The organism is Flavobacterium sp. 9R (assembly GCF_902506345.1).
Taxonomy (GTDB): Bacteria; Bacteroidota; Bacteroidia; order Flavobacteriales; family Flavobacteriaceae; genus Flavobacterium.
Map to the genome: position 1 here is coordinate 3,060,816 of NZ_LR733413.1, position 21,098 is coordinate 3,081,913.

18 protein-coding genes are annotated in these 21,098 nt (G+C 34.3%); 12 read left to right on the forward strand and 6 right to left on the reverse strand.

What is annotated here, in order from left to right; genetic code table 11:
* The first annotated feature begins 40 nt into the window (after positions 1-40).
* Both queA and kynU read left to right on the forward strand, forming a co-directional pair.
* Positions 41-1,090 carry a tRNA preQ1(34) S-adenosylmethionine ribosyltransferase-isomerase QueA gene (queA, locus tag FLAVO9AF_RS13585; protein ID WP_159689922.1) on the forward strand — a complete coding sequence of 350 codons (1,050 nt, stop codon included), beginning with the start codon at positions 41-43 and terminating at the stop codon, positions 1,088-1,090.
* A 272-nt stretch (positions 1,091-1,362) separates the two neighbouring features.
* Positions 1,363-2,655: a kynureninase gene (kynU, locus tag FLAVO9AF_RS13590; RefSeq protein WP_159689925.1), complete on the forward strand. Its 1,293-nt coding sequence runs from the start codon at positions 1,363-1,365 to the stop codon at positions 2,653-2,655.
* A 206-nt stretch (positions 2,656-2,861) separates the two neighbouring features.
* Here the strand turns inward: kynU and FLAVO9AF_RS13595 are convergent, their stop codons facing one another.
* The 3 genes from FLAVO9AF_RS13595 to FLAVO9AF_RS13605 all read right to left on the reverse strand — a co-directional run bounded on the left by FLAVO9AF_RS13595 (position 2,862) and on the right by FLAVO9AF_RS13605 (position 6,906).
* Positions 2,862-4,661 (reverse strand): hypothetical protein, encoded by a 1,800-nt coding sequence (locus tag FLAVO9AF_RS13595; RefSeq protein ID WP_159689927.1) that lies wholly within the window; start codon positions 4,659-4,661, stop codon positions 2,862-2,864.
* 74 nt (positions 4,662-4,735) lie between these two features.
* Positions 4,736-6,268, reverse strand: a complete 1,533-nt coding sequence (locus FLAVO9AF_RS13600) for a cryptochrome/photolyase family protein (RefSeq protein WP_201296298.1) — start codon at positions 6,266-6,268, stop codon at positions 4,736-4,738.
* The gene (locus tag FLAVO9AF_RS13605) at positions 6,268-6,906 is read right to left on the reverse strand and encodes a flavin reductase family protein (RefSeq protein ID WP_159689930.1); all 639 of its coding nucleotides are present in this window, start codon (positions 6,904-6,906) and stop codon (positions 6,268-6,270) included. Before FLAVO9AF_RS13605 ends, FLAVO9AF_RS13600 begins: the two co-directional genes overlap by 1 nt.
* A 246-nt stretch (positions 6,907-7,152) precedes the next feature.
* Between FLAVO9AF_RS13605 and FLAVO9AF_RS13610 the strand changes: the two genes are divergently transcribed.
* On the forward strand, positions 7,153-9,543 hold the full coding sequence (locus FLAVO9AF_RS13610) for a penicillin acylase family protein (RefSeq protein ID WP_159689933.1): 2,391 nt from the start codon (positions 7,153-7,155) through the stop codon (positions 9,541-9,543).
* 62 nt (positions 9,544-9,605) lie between these two features.
* Positions 9,606-10,952, forward strand: coding sequence for an NAD(P)/FAD-dependent oxidoreductase (locus FLAVO9AF_RS13615; protein ID WP_159689935.1), 1,347 nt, complete (start codon positions 9,606-9,608; stop codon positions 10,950-10,952).
* A gap of 211 nt (positions 10,953-11,163) precedes the next feature.
* On the opposite strand, the gene FLAVO9AF_RS13620 is transcribed toward FLAVO9AF_RS13615, so the two are convergent.
* From FLAVO9AF_RS13620 to FLAVO9AF_RS13630, 3 genes are all read right to left on the reverse strand, one after another.
* Positions 11,164-11,523, reverse strand: coding sequence for a cupin domain-containing protein (locus FLAVO9AF_RS13620; protein ID WP_159689938.1), 360 nt, complete (start codon positions 11,521-11,523; stop codon positions 11,164-11,166).
* A gap of 147 nt (positions 11,524-11,670) precedes the next feature.
* Positions 11,671-12,039, reverse strand: coding sequence for a DMT family protein (locus tag FLAVO9AF_RS13625; protein ID WP_024981977.1), 369 nt, complete (start codon positions 12,037-12,039; stop codon positions 11,671-11,673).
* 3 nt (positions 12,040-12,042) lie between these two features.
* Positions 12,043-13,560 carry a helicase HerA-like domain-containing protein gene (locus FLAVO9AF_RS13630; RefSeq protein ID WP_159689941.1) on the reverse strand — a complete coding sequence of 506 codons (1,518 nt, stop codon included), beginning with the start codon at positions 13,558-13,560 and terminating at the stop codon, positions 12,043-12,045.
* A gap of 368 nt (positions 13,561-13,928) precedes the next feature.
* On the opposite strand from FLAVO9AF_RS13630, the gene FLAVO9AF_RS13635 reads away from it, so the two are divergent.
* The 8 genes from FLAVO9AF_RS13635 to FLAVO9AF_RS13670 all read left to right on the forward strand — a co-directional run bounded on the left by FLAVO9AF_RS13635 (position 13,929) and on the right by FLAVO9AF_RS13670 (position 21,093).
* Positions 13,929-14,756, forward strand: coding sequence for a MotA/TolQ/ExbB proton channel family protein (locus FLAVO9AF_RS13635; RefSeq protein ID WP_159689944.1), 828 nt, complete (start codon positions 13,929-13,931; stop codon positions 14,754-14,756).
* Between the two features lie 63 nt (positions 14,757-14,819).
* Positions 14,820-15,437: a biopolymer transporter ExbD gene (locus FLAVO9AF_RS13640; protein ID WP_159689947.1), complete on the forward strand. Its 618-nt coding sequence runs from the start codon at positions 14,820-14,822 to the stop codon at positions 15,435-15,437.
* Between the two features lie 19 nt (positions 15,438-15,456).
* Positions 15,457-16,017, forward strand: coding sequence for a biopolymer transporter ExbD (locus FLAVO9AF_RS13645; RefSeq protein WP_159689949.1), 561 nt, complete (start codon positions 15,457-15,459; stop codon positions 16,015-16,017).
* 37 nt (positions 16,018-16,054) lie between these two features.
* Entirely contained in the window at positions 16,055-16,855 is an 801-nt protein-coding gene (locus tag FLAVO9AF_RS13650; protein ID WP_159689952.1) for an energy transducer TonB, read from the forward strand.
* A gap of 232 nt (positions 16,856-17,087) precedes the next feature.
* Entirely contained in the window at positions 17,088-17,993 is a 906-nt protein-coding gene (locus FLAVO9AF_RS13655; RefSeq protein ID WP_159689955.1) for a PstS family phosphate ABC transporter substrate-binding protein, read from the forward strand.
* Between the two features lie 22 nt (positions 17,994-18,015).
* Entirely contained in the window at positions 18,016-19,677 is a 1,662-nt protein-coding gene (locus FLAVO9AF_RS13660) for a lipopolysaccharide assembly protein LapB (protein ID WP_159691115.1), read from the forward strand.
* A gap of 127 nt (positions 19,678-19,804) precedes the next feature.
* Positions 19,805-20,437 (forward strand): 7-carboxy-7-deazaguanine synthase QueE, encoded by a 633-nt coding sequence (locus tag FLAVO9AF_RS13665; RefSeq protein ID WP_159689958.1) that lies wholly within the window; start codon positions 19,805-19,807, stop codon positions 20,435-20,437.
* Between the two features lie 260 nt (positions 20,438-20,697).
* Positions 20,698-21,093 (forward strand): energy transducer TonB, encoded by a 396-nt coding sequence (locus FLAVO9AF_RS13670; protein WP_159689962.1) that lies wholly within the window; start codon positions 20,698-20,700, stop codon positions 21,091-21,093.
* The last annotated feature ends 5 nt before the right edge of the window (positions 21,094-21,098 follow it).

The window sequence follows — 21,098 nt, forward strand, 5'->3', positions numbered from 1 at the left end:
CAAGTCTTAATACTTACTTCTAATATCTTAATACTCAAATATGAAATTATCCCACTTTAACTTCAATTTACCCAAAGAACTTTTAGCCGAATTTCCTGCAGAAAATAGAGACGAATCTCGTTTAATGGTAATCGATAGAAAAAAACAAACCATCGAGCACAGAATGTTCAAAGACGTAATTGATTATTTTGATGATGGCGATGTTTTAATCTTAAACAATACCAAAGTTTTCCCTGCTCGTTTGTACGGAAATAAAGAAAAAACGGGAGCTAGAATCGAAGTTTTCTTGTTGAGAGAATTGAATGCTGAACAAAGATTATGGGATGTATTGGTAGACCCAGCTCGTAAAATCCGTATCGGAAACAAATTGTATTTTGGTGACGACGACTCTTTAGTAGCTGAGGTGATTGACAATACAACTTCTCGTGGTAGAACCCTTCGTTTTTTATATGACGGTTCTTACGAAGAATTCAGAAATAAATTGACAGAATTGGGAGAAACACCAATCCCAAAATACATCAACAGAGAGGTAACTCCAGAAGATGCAGACCGTTACCAAACTATTTATGCTAAAGAAGAAGGAGCTGTAGCTGCACCAACAGCAGGTTTGCACTTCTCAAAACATCTTTTAAAACGTTTGGAAATCAAAGGCGCAAAATTTGCCGAAGTGACTTTACACGTAGGTTTAGGAACTTTCAATCCTGTTGAGGTAGAAGATTTATCCAAACACAAAATGGATTCTGAAGAGTTAAAAATTACTCAAGAAGCTTGTGATATTGTGAACGAAGCAAAAGCCAACAAGAAAAGAATTTGTGCTGTTGGAACTACTTCAATGCGTGCAATCGAAAGTTCAGTTTCTTCTCAAAACACTTTAAATCCTTACGATGGTTGGACCAATAAATTCATCTTTCCACCGCACGATTTCAGTATTGCTACCTGTATGATTACCAATTTTCATACGCCAAAATCAACGTTGTTAATGATGATTTCTGCTTTTTGTGGTCACGATTTAATGCGCAAAGCTTACGATGAAGCCATCAAAGAAGGATACAAATTCTACTCTTATGGAGACGCTATGTTGATTCTTTAAATCACATAAAAACATATTCAATTAATCTCGTCAGCAATGGCGAGATTTTTTTTTGGGCGTATTACGGGCTGTACATTTCAATAAAGAGCGCTGGCACTAACTATTGCTCCTACTGCGGGAGCTTCCGTTGGTCGCTTCCTCGTTAGGGCAATACTACAGTGCCAGCGCTCTTTATTTCCATTACCATCCCTAACGCAACTCCTTTTCAAAAGACATTTTTGCAATTTGTAGCTAACCTTTTTTTACTACATTTACCCTTCAAAACAACTTTTATGAATTTCAAAAATACGCTCGAATTTGCACAGCAATTAGATGCACAAGATTCGTTGAGAAGCTATCAAAACGAATTTATTTTTCCGCAAGTCAATAACCAAAAAGTAATTTATTTTACTGGAAACTCTCTTGGTTTGCAACCCAAAAGAACCAAAACCTATGTTGATGAAGTAATGAACGATTGGGCCAATCTTGCTGTTGAAGGTCATTTCTATGCCGACAAACCTTGGTGGGATTACCACGAACGCTTTGCAGCACCATTAAGTAAAATTGTAGGAGCCTTACCTAGCGAAGTAACGGTGATGAATACCCTAACGGTCAATCTTCACTTGTTGATGGTTTCTTTTTATAAGCCTACGGCTAAAAGGTATAAAATCATTTGTGAAGAAAAAGCCTTTCCTTCAGACCAATATATGTTTCAGAGTCAGGTGCAATTTCACGCTCAAAACAGCGGCATTAACGCAAACGATGCCATAGTTGAAATCAAACGTAGAGAAGGAGAGCATAACATTCGTATCGAAGATATTATTAGTAAAATAAACGAAGTAGGCGATGAGTTGGCGTTGGTTTTAATCGGAGGAGTGAATTATTATACCGGCCAAGTTTTTGATATTAAAACCATCACTGCTGCAGGTCATAAAGTAGGAGCAAAAGTAGGATGGGACCTAGCACACGCAGCAGGAAATATCAAACTAGAACTACACGATTGGAATGTTGATTTTGCCGCTTGGTGCAGTTACAAGTATATGAACTCAGGTCCGGGAAATGCTTCGGGTTGTTTTGTACATCAAAAACATCACAACGACAGTACCTTGGCTAGATTCGCAGGCTGGTGGGGACATAACAAAGAAAGACGTTTCAAAATGGAACCTCAATTTGACCCTGTTCACGGAGCAGACGGTTGGCAAATTAGTAATTTACCTATTTTATCCTTAGCGCCTTATTTGGCTTCGGTTCATTTATTTGACGAAGTTGGGATGGAGGCATTGATTAAAAAACGTGACCATATTACTTCTTATTTAGAATTTATTTTGCACGAAATAGATAAAGAAGTAGACAGTACTTTTGAGATTATCACTCCAAGTAATCCTGAGGAACGAGCTTCGCAATTGTCTGTTTTTTTACACGGTGAAGGACGCAGTTTGTTCGATTATTTGATGAAAAATGGTGTAATCACAGATTGGAGAGAACCCAACGTTATTCGTTTAGCACCTGTTCCTTTGTATACTTCTTATGAAGATATGTACCATTTTGGACAAATCCTCAAGCGTGGTATTTTAGAGAAAAAGTAATGACATACCTATAAAATCCAAAAGTCGGTTAGAATAATCTAGCCGACTTTTTTTATGTAATAAAATGAACAGGAACGACAAAATATAGGGAGAAGCTTATAACTAATTCAGGTGCTTCTATACTCATAAAATCTAGTACAGGTACATACTAAATGGTGCTTTGAGTAGCATTCATTTGTCTCAAACGCTGCTAATTCTACTATTCTTTATTTTACTTCTATAAAATTTAATTCTTGTTGAAAAGCGTGTAATTGCATTTCTAGTTCTTTAGTAATCGATTCAAAATAGCTTGTTTTTGGTAGCAGATTTTGATAATAACTAATTCCTTCTAACATATTTTTTTTGAATGATTGCAGTTTTTTTACTTGTGCCGCAGTTGATTCTGAAGCAACAGTTTTGCATTCATTTTTGAAATAATCCAAGTACATCTTTAGTTCTTTGATGAACACGTTTGGACGATTAGTCACTCGAAGCACTGTATCATTTCCATAAATGTGTTGAATCATTTTTTTCAAAGAAACCTCTTGGTCAAAATAAGCTAAATTCGGTCCAGGACATGCTACAATTCCTTGGTCTTGCCCTTTTATTGGAATATTGTTCTCCAAGTAAGAAGCATTGGCTAATCCAACACACAGACAAGATTTTTCGGTAATGCTGTTTTTGCAACTTTCATATTGTTCTAGACTGAGTGTTTGCTTTTTCTCTTCAAGAGTAGCCAGTTGTTCGTCTTGAAATTTTTTCGAAGCGGTACAAATACCATTGCCCTCTGCATCTTTATGCAAAGCCAAGAATTTCTTTGGACACGAACTACCTGCTTTATTGGCTTGTATGCGTTTTTCTCTTACAATTTCATTACTAGTTCCTCTCAAGGTGTTAAAAGGAACGCCTAAAGGTGAAATGTGGCTCAAGTAAAAATCATTTTCTTTGGCTTCCGCCAATAATTTTCGGGTATTGTTGTCTACAGAAGTAGCTTCGGGAACCAATAAAAATGGGGAACCCCATCCTACAGAGTCTACCTGATAATGTTCTAATAAAAAGTTATGTTCTGAAGCTGTTCCTACACCACCTTGAACCGTAATTTTTAATTCTAAAGGTGATTCTGGAACGGGAAGTTCTTTTTGTCCCAATGCTTTAACCATTAAATCGTGTGCTGATTGGATGAGTTGCTCTTTCTTTTGTTTGAATTCTTCCAAAATGGGTCCTAGTAAAAAACCATCGGTGGCAAAAGCATGACCTCCACAATTTAATCCAGATTCAATACGATATTCTGAAACCCAAAGGCCTTTTTTAGCTAGAAAATTACCTTGTATCATCGCGGAACGGAAATCGCTAACTTTTAGCGTTATCTTCTTCTTTAGGGTATTATTCAAATCAGGAAAGAAACAAGAAAAGTTCTCGAAATAGCTGTACAATCTTGGATTCATTCCGGCACTTAAAACAACAGAAGAAGCTAAATTGCTGTTTGCAAACCCTCTTAGAGCTGCATGAGCATCATTGAATTCTACTGGTAATTGCTCTTTGCCTACAGAATTGTCCTTGTCTAGTTTGGTCATGATATTTACATCAATGGCACCAGGTGTTAGCTGATTCTCAATATAATGTTTTAGGTTTTCTTTAAAAGCGATACCTTCATCCATCAATTGTAAAAAACCTTTTTTTAAATCAGATGTATTGGGTAGCTGCGCGATGTAATTGTCTAAAGCCTGTTTGCTCTCAACCAATTCTGTCTTGAAGTCTTCGAATTTTTTCTTTACAATACGATCTACTAGATTAAGATAGGATGTAATTCGTTCGGCTCTATAGTCGTGGATTTTCTGAGTGATTTCTTTGTAAGGAATCTCAAATTTTTCGCTGTAAAAAGCATTCATTTTTTCGATTAATTCATCATCCGCAATTGAAATTACCGAAGAAATTCCATAATGAGCGACACGAATAGGACTGTCTATAGTATAAGCCAATCCCATCACAGGGATGTGAAAAGTATGTGGTGATTTTTTGTTGGTCATGTATTTATAGCATTTTATTCCCTGCAAATATTGTCAATTGCATTGGTTAAAAAACTGATAAATATCATACAGGTCTAATAATCATTGATATTGCTGATGATGTCTTTTGCTTTTTTCTTTATTTGGTACAATTCCTCTGGTTTTATTTTGGCCAATAAATTGAGCATCATTCCCATTCTTTGGTTGCCTTGAAAGAATTCTTTTTTATCATCAAGAAAGTTCCAATATAAAGCATTGAATGGACAAGCTTTGTCTTCTGTTTTTTGCTTTACATTGTAGTGACATTTTCCACAATAATTACTCATTTTGTTGATGTAATTTCCTGAGGAAACATAGGGTTTTGTAGCCAGTATTCCGCCATCAGCGTATTGCGACATACCACGGGTGTTGGGTAATTCTACCCATTCGATTGCATCTATGTAAACCCCTAGATACCAAGCGTCCACTTCGTCAGGATGGGTTTGAGTAAGTAGACTAAAGTTGCCAATAACCATTAATCGTTGGATATGGTGTGCATAGGCATCTTCTAAACTTTGCTGTATGGCGTGGTGCATACAGTTCATTTTGGTTTGACCATCCCAAAAGAAATTAGGTAAAGGATTGAAGTTTTTCAGTTTATTTAATGACGAATAGTTTGGCATTTCTTTCCAGTAAATCCCCCGAACATATTCACGCCAACCTAAAATTTGACGAACAAATCCTTCTATTTGAGATAAGCTAATTGTGCTTTGGTTTTTATGATAATAGGATACCGCCGTTTGAATTACTTCCTTTGGTGAAAGCATTTTGCTATTTAATGCAAACGATAATCTAGAATGAAATAAAAACTTTTCTTCGGTATGCATCGCATCTTCATAATCGCCAAAATGGCTCAGCAGTTGGTTGCAAAAATACTGTAGCATTTCGAGACATTCTGTTCTTGAGGTCGGCCACACAAATTTTTCAGAATCAATGAAGCCAAAAGTGCTTACGCCTGCTCGATTGATTTCTTCAATGACTTCAGTTACCTCTTTTTGAAATTCAATGTTTTTAGGAATAGGGACCTCACCACCATATTTTTTGCGATTATCATGGTCAAAATTCCATTGATTGCCAATTGGTGTGTCGCCATGCATTAAAATAGTATGTTTTTTTCGCATTTGGCGATAAAACGATTCCATTAAAAGTGTCTTTTTACCTTGAAAAAAAGCGGCTAATTCTTCTCTTGAAGTATAAAAATGTTCCGTATCGAATGCTTCTGATGGTATTTTTAAACCTTGACAAATAGTTTTTAGTTGTTGGTCTAAGCGGTATTCATCAGGCAATTGGTATTCGAATTTTTCAATGCCAAATTGATTAATGCATTGATTGATTATCTTTTCTAAGTCTTGTAAATTTTCTGGGTCGTTGATGGTGTAGTATTTTACTTGGTGTCCTTTGGATAGTAATCTTTCTGAAAAATTACGCATCGAAAGGAAAAAAGCGACTACTTTTTGAATGTGATGTTTTACATAATTGGTTTCCTGAAGCATTTCGGCCATCAGATAGATACAGTCACTTTCTGGAGTAGTATACCAAGAGTGTTGTTCATTGAGTTGGTCTCCTAAGATGAGTCGTAGTTTTGCCATTATTCAAAAAAAGAAGCAGTGGGTTGGTCTTTTCTCGCATATTTGAAGCGGTCTACTAATTTTGGAAGACAATAGCCATCCAAACCATTTAGTGTTATTACGTTTGCTTTGTCTAGTTGTAACCAGCTGTCTTTGTGTTGCAATTCTTCTTCAAAAAATAAATGCTCGATGGAGGCAATTACATGAATGGTGTCATTTTCTTTGATGTAATATTCATTCACAAATTTGCAGTATAGTTGTACTGGACTCCCTTTTACAAAAGGGATAGGAAAGTTGTCTTTGTATTCTTCAACTAAATTGGTTTTGTCAAATTCTGAAACACCAGTATCATAGTTGGCTGATGTATGGTGCGCATCGGCAATCATATCTAACGTGATGTGATTTACAGTAAAATAACCAGTCTCCATAATGTTTTTATAAGTGTCTCTGGGGACTGTTGTAGGACGCATAATAAATCCAATTAGAGCAGGGCTACTCCCTAAATGTGTAATGCTGCTAAATACAGCCACATTAGTATCTCCATCAATAGATTTGGTAGCAATCAAATTGGCAGATTTATATCCTGTACACGAATTGATAAGGTTTAGTTTTGAAATCTTATCCATTTGTACGATGCTTTCTTTGGTTAAATGCTTCATGGGTTTTTTTGTCAAAGATAATTTTTGTTTATCTATTTTGGATATTTATTAAACAAAATTTGCATATATTTATGATTTTTTTGACAAAAGATTCCTTTGTTCGTTTGTTTCTTTGATGAATGTCATTAGGATTCCTTTATATTTGTTTTTCTAATTTATTAAAAATGAATTGCGAATGTCTTTCTTGATACTTCAAATCAATTAGGATAACATAATTAAATCATAGCCTATAATAAAATTCACACCATGAGAGTAGTTAAAAAAATTGCCCTATTTATTTTCTTGTTTTTAATTGTTTTAGTATTGGCTATAGTTGGCTATGCTTTTTACACCAAACCTAAATATAATGGTGAACTTGCTTTGAAAAATATAGAGAAGACCACCACTGTATTTTTTGATGATTTTGGAGTGCCTCATATTTATGCTAACAGTCAAAAAGATGCGATGGTAGCTTTGGGTTATGTGCATGCTCAAGACCGTTTATGGCAAATGGAATTGATGCGACGCATTGCTCCCGGAAGACTATCAGAGATTTTCGGTTCAGTTGCGTTGCAAAATGACATGTTTTTTGCGGGTTTAGGCATCGAAGAAGCTTCTGAAATTGCCATTTCCAAATTGGATAAAAATGGAAAGGATTATCAATTAGCTATGGCATATTTAGATGGAATTAACCAATATTTGGAAGAAGGTAAAACACCTATTGAGTTTTATTTAGTTGGGGTTAAAAAAGAAAAATTCACACTCAAAGATGTCTATAATATTTTTGGATACATGTCATTCAGCTTTGCTATGGCACAAAAAACAGACCCATTATTGACTGATATTCGTGACCAATTAGGACCAGAGTATTTAAAGGATTTTGGTTTAGATGGCTCTTTGGGAACTACAAGAATCAAAAATGCAAAAGAAAAAATAAAGGAATATTCGGAAATTGCAAAATCAGTAACTGCATTGCTTGACCAATCTCCAATTCCACCTTTTATTGGTAGTAACAGTTGGGTTATTGCGCCGCCAAAAACAGAGAACGGTAAAGTTATTTTTGCCAACGATCCTCATATTGGATTTTCTCAACCAGCTACTTGGTATGAAGCCCACATCGTCACACCTGATTTTGAATTGTATGGGTATTATTTAGCAGGAACACCTTATCCGCTTTTAGGACACAATAGGAAGTATGCTTATGGGTTAACGATGTTCGAAAATGATGATTTGGATTTGTATAAAGAAGAAAACAAAGCAGATGATGTCAATAGCTATTTGAGTCCAAAAGGATTTATGAATTACCAAATCCGTAACAAAACTATCCAAGTTAAAGATTCTTCTGCTGTTAATTTGAAAGTAAAAATTAGCCGTCACGGCCCTATTGTAAATGATTTAATCAAAGGATTGAATACTAAGCAGCCTATTGCGCTTTCTTGGATTTATACCCAACAACCAATACAGATTTTAGATGCAGTGTATCGATTGTCTCATGCCCAAAATATATCAGATTTTCAGAAAGGTGTGGCATTAATAGCAGCTCCAGGATTGAACGTTATGTATGGTGATGCGAAAGGAAATGTGGCTTGGTGGGCAACAGGTAAATTATACAAACACCAACCTGGAGTAAATCCTAATTTTATTTTGAATGGGGCATCAGGGAAGGAAGATATTGCTGAGTATTTGGATTTTTCTAAAAATCCGTCCGCTGTAAATCCATCGTGGAATTATGTTTATTCGGCCAATAACCAACCCGAAGCTGTTGATGGTTTCCTATATCCAGGATATTATTTACCAGAAGATAGAGCCAAGCGAATTACAACGCTTTTAGATGCCAAACAAAAATGGAACAAACAAGCCGTAAGTCAAATGATAGTTGATAATACTTCTTCAACAGTAACTGAGACGCTTAAAGTGATGTTGGCTTCTATTGCTTCGGAATCACTTTCAGAAAATCAAAAACAAGCTTTTACTATCTTAAAGGATTGGAAGGGCGATAATAATCTCAATCAAGTGGCTCCAACAATTTACAACAAATGGCTCTATTTGTATTTGAAAAACACCTTTGAAGATGAATTAGGTAATGACAAATTCGAGCAGTTTTTAGGAACACATATCGGGAAACAAGTAGCTACAAAGCTAATTGCGAATCCTAACTCAATTTGGTGGGATGATACCACTACAAAAGGAACCGAAGAAACGCAAGCTTTTATTTTCAAAAAGTCTTATAAAGAAGCTATAGCTGCTCTCGAGAAGCAATTAGGGAATACTGTCGCATCTTGGACTTGGAACAAAGTGCATACAGTAGAACACCAACATCCATTAGGTAAGGTCAGTGCTTTGAAGCCAATTTTCAATGTGGGGCCTTTCGAAATTGCGGGAACTAACGAAGTGATTAACAATTTGATGTTTGGTCTGAATGCTTCAGGGAATTATAAAGTGACTGGAGGGCCTTCTACCAGAAGAGTTATCGATTTTTCGGATGTGGAAAATAGTTGGAGTATCATTCCTACTGGGCAATCTGGTAATCCAATGAGTGCTCATTATGCCGACCAAACGCAAATGTATAACGAAGGCAAATTCAGAAAAATGAAAATGAATAAAGCCGAAATCGTTACAACTTCAACAAAATTAATCTTTAATCCCATTAAAAAATAGATTTTTATAAAGGGGATACCCATATTAATCCCTAATTTTGCTTAACTTTTTATACCCTTTTAATGCAAACACCTCAAAAAATAGCCGTTGTAGGTTCTGGTTTAGTTGGAACTTTATTGGCAATTTACCTGAAAAAATTAGGGCACACAGTGCATGTCTACGACAGAAGTCCAGACATCAGAACTGTTGAGTTTTCTGGACGTTCTATTAATTTAGTGATGTCTAACCGTGGTTGGAAAACACTTCAGGATATTGGTCTTGAAGAAGAGATAAAAAAAATTGGTATTCAAGTAGATAAAAGAGGGATTCATCTCAAAGATGGAACTTTTACCACACAATTTTACGGAAAAGAAGGGGAGTCTATCTTTTCGCTTTCCAGAGGAGTTCTCAACAGAAGAATGATTGATTTAGCGGAAGAAGCAGGAGCTGAATTCTTTTTTAATAGAAAAATTTGGGATGTTTCTTTAGCGAATGCCTCACTTTATGAAGGAGAAACGGAGCAAGGGGAATGGAAGGAATTAAAGTATGATATAGTTTTTGGAGCCGATGGTGCTTTTTCAAGAGTACGTCATCGTATGCAGCGTCAATCTCAATTTGATTATTCTCAAGAGTTTATGAAGATTGGCTATAAGGAATTGCATATTCCAGCGAATGAAGACGGTACTCATAAAATCGATAAAAACTCACTGCACATTTGGCCTCGTGGTAATTTTATGTTGATGGGCTTGGCCAATTTAGATGGAAGTTTTACTTGTACGTTGTTCATGCCTTTTGAAGGTGAAAATTCGTTTGAAAATTTAAAAGACGAAACGACTTTAGTTGATTTTTTTGCAGAATACTTCCCAGATACCAAAGATGTAATTCCAGATTTAGTCGAAGATTTTTTTAGAAACCCAACAAGCTATTTGGTGATGACCAAATGTTTTCCTTGGACGCATAGTGATAAAGTTGCATTAATTGGAGATTCGGCTCATGCGATAGTTCCTTTTTATGGTCATGGAATGAATGCTGGTTTTGAAGATATTACCACGCTAAATGAAATGATTTTGAAATATGGAGACGATTGGAAAACTATTTTTTCAGAATATCAAAAGTCAAGAAAACCTAATGCAGATGCAATTGCCGAACTTTCAAGACGAAATTTTGAAGAAATGAGCTCCAAAACTGCCGACCCAAAATTTTTACTGCAAAAGAAAATCGAGAAATGGTTTTCGGATAAGCATCCTAAAAAATGGATGCCCTTGTACAGCCGTGTAACATTTAGTTTGCAACCTTATGCTGAAGCTTTGGCTATTGGTGATTTTCAAAATAAAATTATGGAGGAAATTATGCAGTTTCCTGATATTGCCCAAAAATGGGACAGCCCAGAAGTAGAAGAAAAAATTATTCAGTTATTGAATGTAAAATAAAAAAATCCCAAATCAAAAATTGATGCTAGATTTGGGATTTTTGTTTTATTCGATTTGAAAATAAATGTTAGACCGATTTAAATGGTAGATACTATATTATTTCAATTTTATTCTTTTTCTTAAATGTCCTTCAAGGTCTCCAATGATTTAAAATTTTCCACCCAAACTTACATGCCCTTCAATGTCTTATATTGTTCAGTAAAAATTGGTGTTATTCGCGGTGGACTTTATTAAAATCAAAAGCGGGAGTGCAAATAGCGATATACTCACAAGGCTCCTCAAATGGATTCGAATATTGAACACGCGTATTTTTTTGAATATGTATCGATTGTCCTGCTTCCAGAATTATCGTTTCTCCTTCGATTATAAATTGCTTTTTCCCTTTGATGATGTAAGTGTATTCGTCAAACTCTGGGGTTTGAAAAGGTTCGCTCCATCTAGGAGGCGCAATCATATGCGCGATAGAAACGTCTCTATTTTGAGTAGTTGGGATGCCGTGATGTTCTTCGATTAGTTTACCGTCTGTTGTAGGGACAATAAAAGGGGATTTTTGTAAGGTGTATTTTTTCATTTTTTATAGGTTTTCTTTTTTTGCGTGAGGGATAGGAATAAGCTACCGAAGTAGCATGGATAGCCCGACCACATTTACAGAAAGGGGCATAACACTATTGCTAGTTGCCCCCTTTTGTAAATGGGGTCACGCCCTAATAATTATATTTTACTTTTTAAAGATAAAATAAACGGCTAGCACTAGAAATAAAAAGCCAACAGCATGATTCCATCGAAAGGTTTCGTTTTTGAAAAAAAGTAAAGAGAACAAAACAAAAATAATTAAAGTTATGACTTCTTGAATTACTTTTAATTGCATCAAACTAAACGGTCCTCCGTTTTCTTGATATCCAATTTTATTAGCAGGTACTTGAAAGAAATATTCAAAAAGCGCGAGGCCCCAGCTGATGAAAACGATGGTGATGAGTCCTGCGTTTTCAAACCATTTTAGTTCCTTAAATTTCAAATGTCCATACCAAGCTAAGGTCATAAATATATTCGACAAAATTAATAAACCAATAGTTAGTGCGCCTTTCATAGACTATTTTTTGAATAATTTCGATAAAATGCCAAAGGCTCCTCGAATGAAGGAGGCGCTTGTTACGACTTTTAAAACGGATTTAGTGACTACTTCAGTTGTGCTTGGTCCTGAAGAGGTTTTTTCTTCTTTAGCTTCAGTCGAAGCTTGTGTAGCTTGTTCCTGTGCTGCATTTATTTTTTGAGTAAGCAATTCGTAAGCACTTTCTCTATCAATAAGTTCGCTATATTTTTTGACTAATTTTGATTTAGAATTTATAGCTTGTATTTCGCTTTCGGTCAAAACATCCATTCGGCTTGTTGGAGCTCGCATTATGGTTGCTGCAAGTGGAGTAGGAATCCCTTTTTCGTTCAAAGCAGTGACCAAAGCTTCTCCGATTCCTAAACTGGTTAATAGTTCTTCTGTATTGTAAAATTCGCTTGAAGGATAATTATCGGCGGTTTGTTTGATGGATTTACGGTCGTTGGCGGTAAAGGCTCTCAAAGCATGTTGAATTTTTAACCCTAATTGTGCCAAAACGCCACTTGGAATATCCATTGGGTTTTGGGTGATAAAGTAAATCCCTATTCCTTTTGAACGAATTAGTTTTACAATAGTTTCTATTTGGTCTAAAAGCGCTTTACTGGCTTCATTAAAAATTAAATGTGCCTCGTCGATGAATAAAACCAATTCAGGTTGTTCCGAATCTCCTTTTTCGGGCATCTGTTGGTAAATTTCCGCCAAAAGACTGAGCATAAAAGTCGAGAATAATTTAGGCTTATCCTGAATGTCATTGAGGCGAATGATGTTGATGTAGCCTTTTCCGGTTTCGTCAATTCGCATTAAATCATCAATTTCGAATGATTTTTCTCCAAAAAACAAATCAGCTCCTTGTTGTTCTAATTCGATAATTTTTCTGAGGATAGTTCCAGTTGTAGCTGTTGAAATTTTCCCGTAAGCATTGGCAATTTCTTCTTTTCCTTCTTCTGTAATGTAATTGATGACTTTTTTGATGTCTTTCAAATCCAAAAGCGGCATTTGATTGTCATCACAGTATTTAAAAATCACTGAAACTACACCTGCTTGAGTGTCATTCAAATCAAGTATTCTAGAGAAAAGAACGGGGCCAAATTCTGATATTGTAGCCCTTAGCCGAACACCACTTTGGTCAGACAGCGAAAGTAGTTCTACAGGGTAACTTGAGGCGCTAAATGGAATGTTTATTTTTTGATGACGTTCTGTTATGAAAGACTTTTCTTCTCCAGGCATTGCTATGCCACTAAAGTCACCTTTGATGTCCATCATCAAAACGGGGATACCTTTAGACGATAATTGCTCCGAAAGCACTTGTATCGTCTTTGTTTTACCAGTTCCGGTTGCTCCAGCAATTAAGCCGTGACGATTTAAAGTTTTTAAGGGAATTTTTACAAATGCATCAGCAATTGCTTCTCCATTTAAAATGGCTCCTCCTAAGATAATGCTTTCTCCTTTAGAAGAATAACCTTCGGATATCGTGGTTTTAAAATCAGATTTTTGATTCATTTTTTGATTATTTTGATACTTGCAAGTTATGTTTTTTTTTGAAAACCATCAATTAAGTTTTTTAAGGATAGTATGGGCTTTTGTCATAAATTTGTAGGAATCCTGTTTTTTTTAACGCTTTTTTAATGTTGATAGATTCGTATGTTTGGTTTTAAATTTTAATACATTTTAGAGAATAAAATGTTAAAATTATTGTTTTACTGAGAATTATATTAAAATAGGTTAATGTGGTTTTGTTTTTCAAATCAGAACTAAGAATTTTAGCCTCAAAAAAATTTTTTTATTTAAACTAAACATATAAATTTGCCTTTCTACAAGTTTTATTATAACAAAAAATAAATTATTTAAAATTTTTAAAATTAAAAAAAATGGCAAACGTTAAAGCAAAAAAAGAAAGCACTTCAAATGGAGGAGGAATGGTTTCAGGAATTATTATCGCATCATGTGTTTTTGTAGGATGGTTAGTATGGACTTTTATTATGGGAGACGGTGCTAACTTTGAAGGAGGAGTAAATACAGGCCACCCACTACCAGGAAATTACTTAGCAATGGTTTATAAAGGAGGTCCTATCGTACCAGTTTTGATGGGATTATTATTAATGGTGATTGTATTTTCTTTCGAAAGATACATGGTAATCACTAAAGCTGCTGGAAAAGGTAACTTAGATACTTTTATGAAAAAAGTACAAGGTGATATTAAAGAAGGAAAAATTGATGAAGCTATCGTAGCTTGTGATAAACAACAAGGTTCTGTAGCTAATGCTATTAAATCTGCTTTGGTAAAATACCAAGATGTTAAAAAAGAAGGATTCAATAGTGAAGAAGCTTCTGAAACTATCCACAAAGAAATCGAAGAGGCTACTTCATTAGAAATGCCAATGTTAGAGAAAAATATGACTATCATTTCTTCATTAGTATCTTTAGGAACTCTTGCTGGTTTGTTAGGAACAGTAACAGGTATGATTAAAGCGTTTGGTGCGTTAGCAACTGCAGGTACTCCTGACCAAGCTGCTCTTGCAAATGGTATCTCTGAGGCACTTATCAATACAGCTACAGGTATCTCTACTTCTGTATTAGCAATTATCTCTTACAACTTCTTTACTTCTAAAATTGACGATTTAACTTACTCTATCGATGAGGCTGGTACTACTATCGTTAACACTTACAGAAAATTTAGAGGTAGCTTAAAACAATAATTAATATTAAATTAGAGTTATAGAATTAAAACTCTAGGTTTAATTTAAAATAAAACAAAGAAAATGGCAGAATTAAATACTAAAGGAGGAAAAAAATCCACATCGATTGATATGACCGCGATGTGTGATGTTGCTTTCCTTTTGCTAACGTTCTTTATTTTGACTGCTACAGCTAAAGCTCCTGAAGTTTTACCAGTGGATACGCCACAATCTACAGTGCAAACTAAATTGCCTACAGATAACTTGGCTACAATCACAATTGGTAAAGGAAAAGTGTTTTTTGACTTAAAAGGAAGAGAAGTTCGTAAGAAAACCCTAGAATTAATGGGGCAAAAGTACGAAATGGAATTTTCTGATGACGATACAAACAAATTTGCTTTGATGGAAAGTTTTGGTGTGCCACTTCAAAATTTAAAACAAATTTTGGATATGAAGGCGTCAGATAGAGCTAAAGCAGGTCAACCAGGTATTCCAAAAGATTCTTTAGACAATCAATTGAAAGAATGGCTTTTAAATGCAAGACGTGCTAATATTGATATTAATGACAAAGAATTGGAAATAGCAATCAAAGGAGATGCTAAAGAAGAATATGCTACAATTAAACAAGTAATGGATATTTTGCAAGATCAAAAAATCAACAACTTTAGTTTGGTTACTGGTTTAAGAGGAAAGAATTTTTAATTAATAAAGACACACTATAATGGCTGAATTAAATACCGGTGGCGGTGGAGGCAAAAAAGGTGGTGGAAAAGTAAGAAGTAAAAAACAAAATTCAAAAGTAGATTTAACTGCTATGGTGGATTTGGCCTTCTTATTGATTACCTTCTTTATGTTGACCACAACGCTATCAAAACCTCAATCTATGAATTTGGGGTTGCCAGATAAAGCAGATAAACCAGAAGATAATAAGGATATTAAAGTTGATGAAAATCGTACTATGACTATTCTGCTTGGTGAGAACGGAAAGTTAGTATCCTATATGGGTATGATTAGTGCTCCACTTGCTGCTCCTAAAGATTTTGCTTATGGAAAAGATGGTATTCGAAAAGAATTATTATCTAGAAGACAATCAGTATTAGAATATTCTGCATCTAAAGGGAAACCAAAGAACGGAATTATTGTAATTATTAAACCAAGTAAAAAAGCAACATACCGCAACTTGGTAGATATATTGGATGAGATGGCTATAGTAGATGTTCCTACTTATGCTATAGTAAACGAGTTTTCGCCAGAGGAACAAAAATTGTTAGCGGCAAAATAGTATAGCTACTTTGCCTATAACCTAATAATTAAGAAAAATGAAATTAGATATATTAAAAAATCAATGGCTTGATATCGTTTTTGAAGGACGTAATAAATTGTATGGAGCTTATGAGTTAAGAAAATCTAATCGTAAGACTTCAATGAGAGCACTTATTATGGGTGCTATCGTTTTCAGTTTAGCGGTTAGTGCACCTCTTATTGCAAGTTTATTGCCAAACTCTTCTGATGATGATGAAAATCTTGATGTGAAAATCACAGCGGTAAAATTACCACCTAAAAAACAAGAAGAGAAAAAACCAGATCTTCCACCACCACCTCCACCAAAACCAAAAGTGGATCAAGTGAAATTTGTTAAGCCAGTTGTGGCGAAAGCAGAAGAAGTAGTAGAAGAAATTGTTGAGGTTAAACAAATCAAAGACAAGAACATTGGTGCTGAAACTATTAAAGGTGATCCGGATGCAATTTTAACAGTTGATGAGCCAGTTGGTACTGGTACAGCTGCTGTTGTTGAAGAAGATAACACGGTTTATAATACAGCTGGTATTGAGCAAAAACCAGAATTCCCAGGAGGTATGGAAAAATTCTACAAATTCGTAGGAAACAATTACCAAGCTCCAGAAGAAGAAGGTTTGAAAGGAAAAGTTTATGTGACTTTTGTTGTTGAGAAAGATGGTTCATTAACTGATATCAAAGTATTAAGAGATATTGGATATGGAACAGGAAAAGAAGCAATTAGAGTTTTGAATAAATGTCCAAAATGGATTCCTGGTGAGCAAAATGGTAAAAAAGTTAGGGTATTGTACTCTCTTCCAATTACTATTCAATCAGCCGAGTAATGATTGCAAATTTAGTTGATAATATGAAGAAGAAATCGCCTAAAGAGCGATTTCTTCTCGTTATAGGCTTATTGTTTTTTTTAGTCTATTTGGTACTTGGCTTAGCAGTAATATTCTGGAAAGAATTCCCGTTACAAATGGAATTTAAGTATAGAGTTGCTTTAGGAGTTTTATTGGTAGTTTATGCTTTTATACGTTTTCTTAGATTTTATAATTCTAATAAATAGTTGTTATGAGAAGAATTAATTTATTGTTAGTTTTTTTAGGTTTTCTTGTATTAGGCTCATGTAAGTATGATAAAAAAGAAGAGACTGTTTTGAAAGGAAATGTTGCAATTACGGTTGATGAAACTGTTTTGCCTTTACTACAAGCTCAAGCAGACGTTTTTCAAAATAAATATGATGCGACTATTAAGTTAGTGCCTAAGTCAGAAGCAGAAACGTTAAACGATTTGTTTAATGGTAAGACAGGTGTTGCTGTTTTAACTAGAAATTTATCGGAAAAAGAAAAAATTAACTTTTCTCAAAAAAAGATTATACCTAAAATCACTAATTTTGCGATTGACGCAATTGCATTGGTTAGAAATAAAACTTCTAATGATACTTTATTGGCCTTAAAAGACGTTATAGAGTTTATGAAAGGGAATTCTAGTAATACGATTAAAGGTTTGGTTTTTGATAATCCTAATTCCAGTACGGTTAGTTATATTAAGAAGTTAGCAAATGTTGATGTGCTTCCAGAAAATGGAGTGTATTCCTTTAAATCAAATGAAGAAGTAATTAAGTTTGTTTCTGAAAATAATGGAATGATTGGTGTCATTGGGATGAATTGGATATCTGAACCTTCTTCAAAAATGTTGCCATATCTTGAGAATATCAATGTTTTGAGTGTGAAAACACTTAATGGAAGTTCTTTTATTAGTCCTACACAAAATAATATAGCCGAAGGTACATATCCCTTGGCACGGGATTTGTTTATTGTTAATTGTCAAGGTTATTCAGGACTAGGAATGGGCTTTGCCTCTTTTATAGCTGGTGATGTTGGACAACGAATAGTACTAAAATCAGGATTACTTCCTGTTAGAGTACCTGGAAGAAAATTAAACATTAGAAATGAAATTGAGAATGCAAAAGAATAAATATAAATTAATAGAAAAGAAGATGAATAAATTAAAATTTTTTAGTGTTGCATTTTTTGCTTCTTTTACTCTTGTAAATGCACAAGATATAGATCAAGCAAAAAAAGCAATTGATGCAGAACAGTTTGAAAAGGCCAAAACGATATTGAAATCTCTTTTGCAAGCTAAACCTTCAAATGGTACAGCATCTTTTTTACTTGGGAATGTTTACATGTCTCAAAAGGAATTGGATTCTGCAAAAATATTTTATCAAAAGGGAATTACTGGTTCTGATGGTGCAAAACTAAACTACATTGGTTTAGGGCAATTGGATTTAGAAGCAAAAAATCAAACTGCTGCTCAAAGTAATTTTGATATTGCAATTAAAGACGCTAAACGAAAAGACGCTACTGTGCCTACGTACATTGCACGTGCTTACATGAATGTCTCTAAACCTGATTACAAGAATGCCATAACAATACTTGAAAGAGCCAAAATTGATAGTCCACAAAATGCTGATTTGTTGTTGGCTTTGGGTGATGCTTATTATTTAGAAAACAAACAAAATGAAGCGTATTCTTCATATAGAAGTGCATTTCAGATTGATCCTACTATGTTGAGAGCAAAGATGCAGTTAGGTGTTTTGTTAAAAGGTGCTAAATCTTATGATTTAGCGATTAATTCATTTAATGAAGTAATTGCTATTAATCCTAATTATGGACCTGTTTACAGAGAGTTAGCGGAAACCTATTATAAATGGGGTAGAAATAAGCCTTCAAAAGCTTCTGAGAACATGCAATTAGCTATTTCTAATTATGATAAGTATATGTCAATGACAGATTATTCTTTGGCATCAAGAATGAGAAGAGCTGACTTCTTAGTTTTGTTAAAAAACTGGCCTGAGCTTGAAAAAGAAGCTAATAAAATGATTGAGTTGGATAAAGTTAATCCAAGAATATATCGTTACTTGGCATATTCTGCATTTGAGAATGGAAATGTTGATGTTGCATTGAAATCATTAGAAAGTTTTATTTCTAATCCAAATAGTAAAGTTATTGCTAAGGATTATATCTATTTAGCTGAAATTAAGTTTAAAAAAGCTATTGCTGCTGATGGACTTACAATGGATGCAGCTCTTTATTCTTCTGGATTGGGAGATTTGAAGAAAGCTTTGGAGTTAGAACCATTAGCAACTGAGGATTTGAATGATATTGGAAAAAAATTATTTTCTAAAAAATTCTATAAAGAAGCAGCTCCTGTTTTTGAATTAGGGACTAAAAACACTGAAGATAAAAACTTTGTAGATGATAACATTTATTATGCATTATCACTATTTTACGCAAACAGTAAAAAAGATGTTAAAGCTGATTTAAATGATCTTAAAAATGCTGATGCTGCTTTAGATAAAGTTATTGTTGCGGCGCCGTCTTATCAAGATGCTTTTTTGTACAAAGCAAGAGTTAATAGATTGGCAGAGAATGAAGATTTAATCATTAAAAATTATGAATCTTATCTAGCAAAACTTACTGAAAAAGGTGAATTAGCAAATGCAACTCACAAAACGAAGATTGTTGAAAGTTACAACAATCTAGCAGCTAGTTATGCTAATAAGGATAAAGCTAAAGCGATTGAATATTTTAATAAGACTTTAGCAATCGACCCTACTAATGATTATGCTACAAAATCTTTAGCTACATTAAAATAAGAAGTACTATTTAATATTTTAAAACGACAATCTTTGGGTTGTCGTTTTTTTTGTTTTTATATCAACTAGTTTTCTTTTGCCTAGCATAGTAGTTAAAGTAGTATCTTTGCACTTTTAATGTAAATAGATGTTGTCAAAAGAAATACAATTGGAAGTTAATAAAGGGGCTATGTTGCCTTTAATGGAAGAGTTCTATACAATACAAGGCGAGGGTTCTCATACAGGAACAGCTGCTTACTTTGTTCGTATAGGCGGATGTGATGTTGGTTGCCATTGGTGTGATGTTAAAGAGAGCTGGAATGCAGAATTACATCCACCGACTAGTGTTGATAAAATTGTTGAGAATGCGGTTAAATATGCAGATACTGTCGTTGTTACTGGTGGAGAGCCTTTGACTTGGGATATGACGCTGTTGACCTCTAAATTGAGGGAGCGTGGATTAAAATTGCATATTGAAACTTCTGGTGCTTATCCGCTATCTGGTTCTTGGGATTGGATTTGTCTTTCTCCTAAAAAAAATAAATTACCCACTCAAACGGTTTATGATAATGCTGATGAGTTAAAGGTTATAATCTATAATAAACATGACTTTGTTTTTGCAGAAGAACAAGCTTCAAAAGTAAATGATAGTGCTTTGTTGTTTCTTCAACCTGAATGGAGCAAAAAAGAAGAGATGACCCCTTTGATTGTTGATTACGTTATGAATAATCCTAAGTGGAGAGTTTCATTGCAGACACATAAATATCTGAATATACCTTAGCTATTTGTTATGGAATAAGTTGTTTTACAAAGGCCTTTTGGCCTTTTTTTGTTTTTCACAGTTTTGTTAAGTAAGAAGATTCTTTTGTGGAATTGTTTAATTGTTTAAATATCAAGTATGTAGAATATGTCAATTATGATGTGTAAAAAAAAGCAAGTGTTTTTTTGCGGTAATCGTTTTTTTTAAGCTCTTTTTAGATATATTTACAATTATGTTATTTATGACTTAATATTTTTTTATTTAATGTAATCTATATATTTATGAAAAGAATTTTATTTTTTGCAGCTTGTTTTTTTGTTTTATATAGTGCTAAATCTCAGAGTCTTAGTATTGCTAATGACGACATTGTAGAGTATAATACGGTTGAAGTGAGGCCTGAATTTCCGGGGTCTTATACTAATTTTATGGATTTTGTTGCAAAAAATTTTTCATTACCTGATTACGATGGTCCAACTGGTATTTTGAAAGTCGGATTTGTAATAGAAGTTGATGGTGTTGTTTCAAGCGTCAAAGTATTAAAAAACCTTGATACTACAGCCTCAAGTGAAATCAAAAAGGTTATGGCCAAATGCCCTCAGTGGAAACCAGGAGAGCATAATGGTAAACCTGTTAGAGTATATTACGAGTTTTCTTTAAAACTTATGAGTCAAAGCTAATAAAA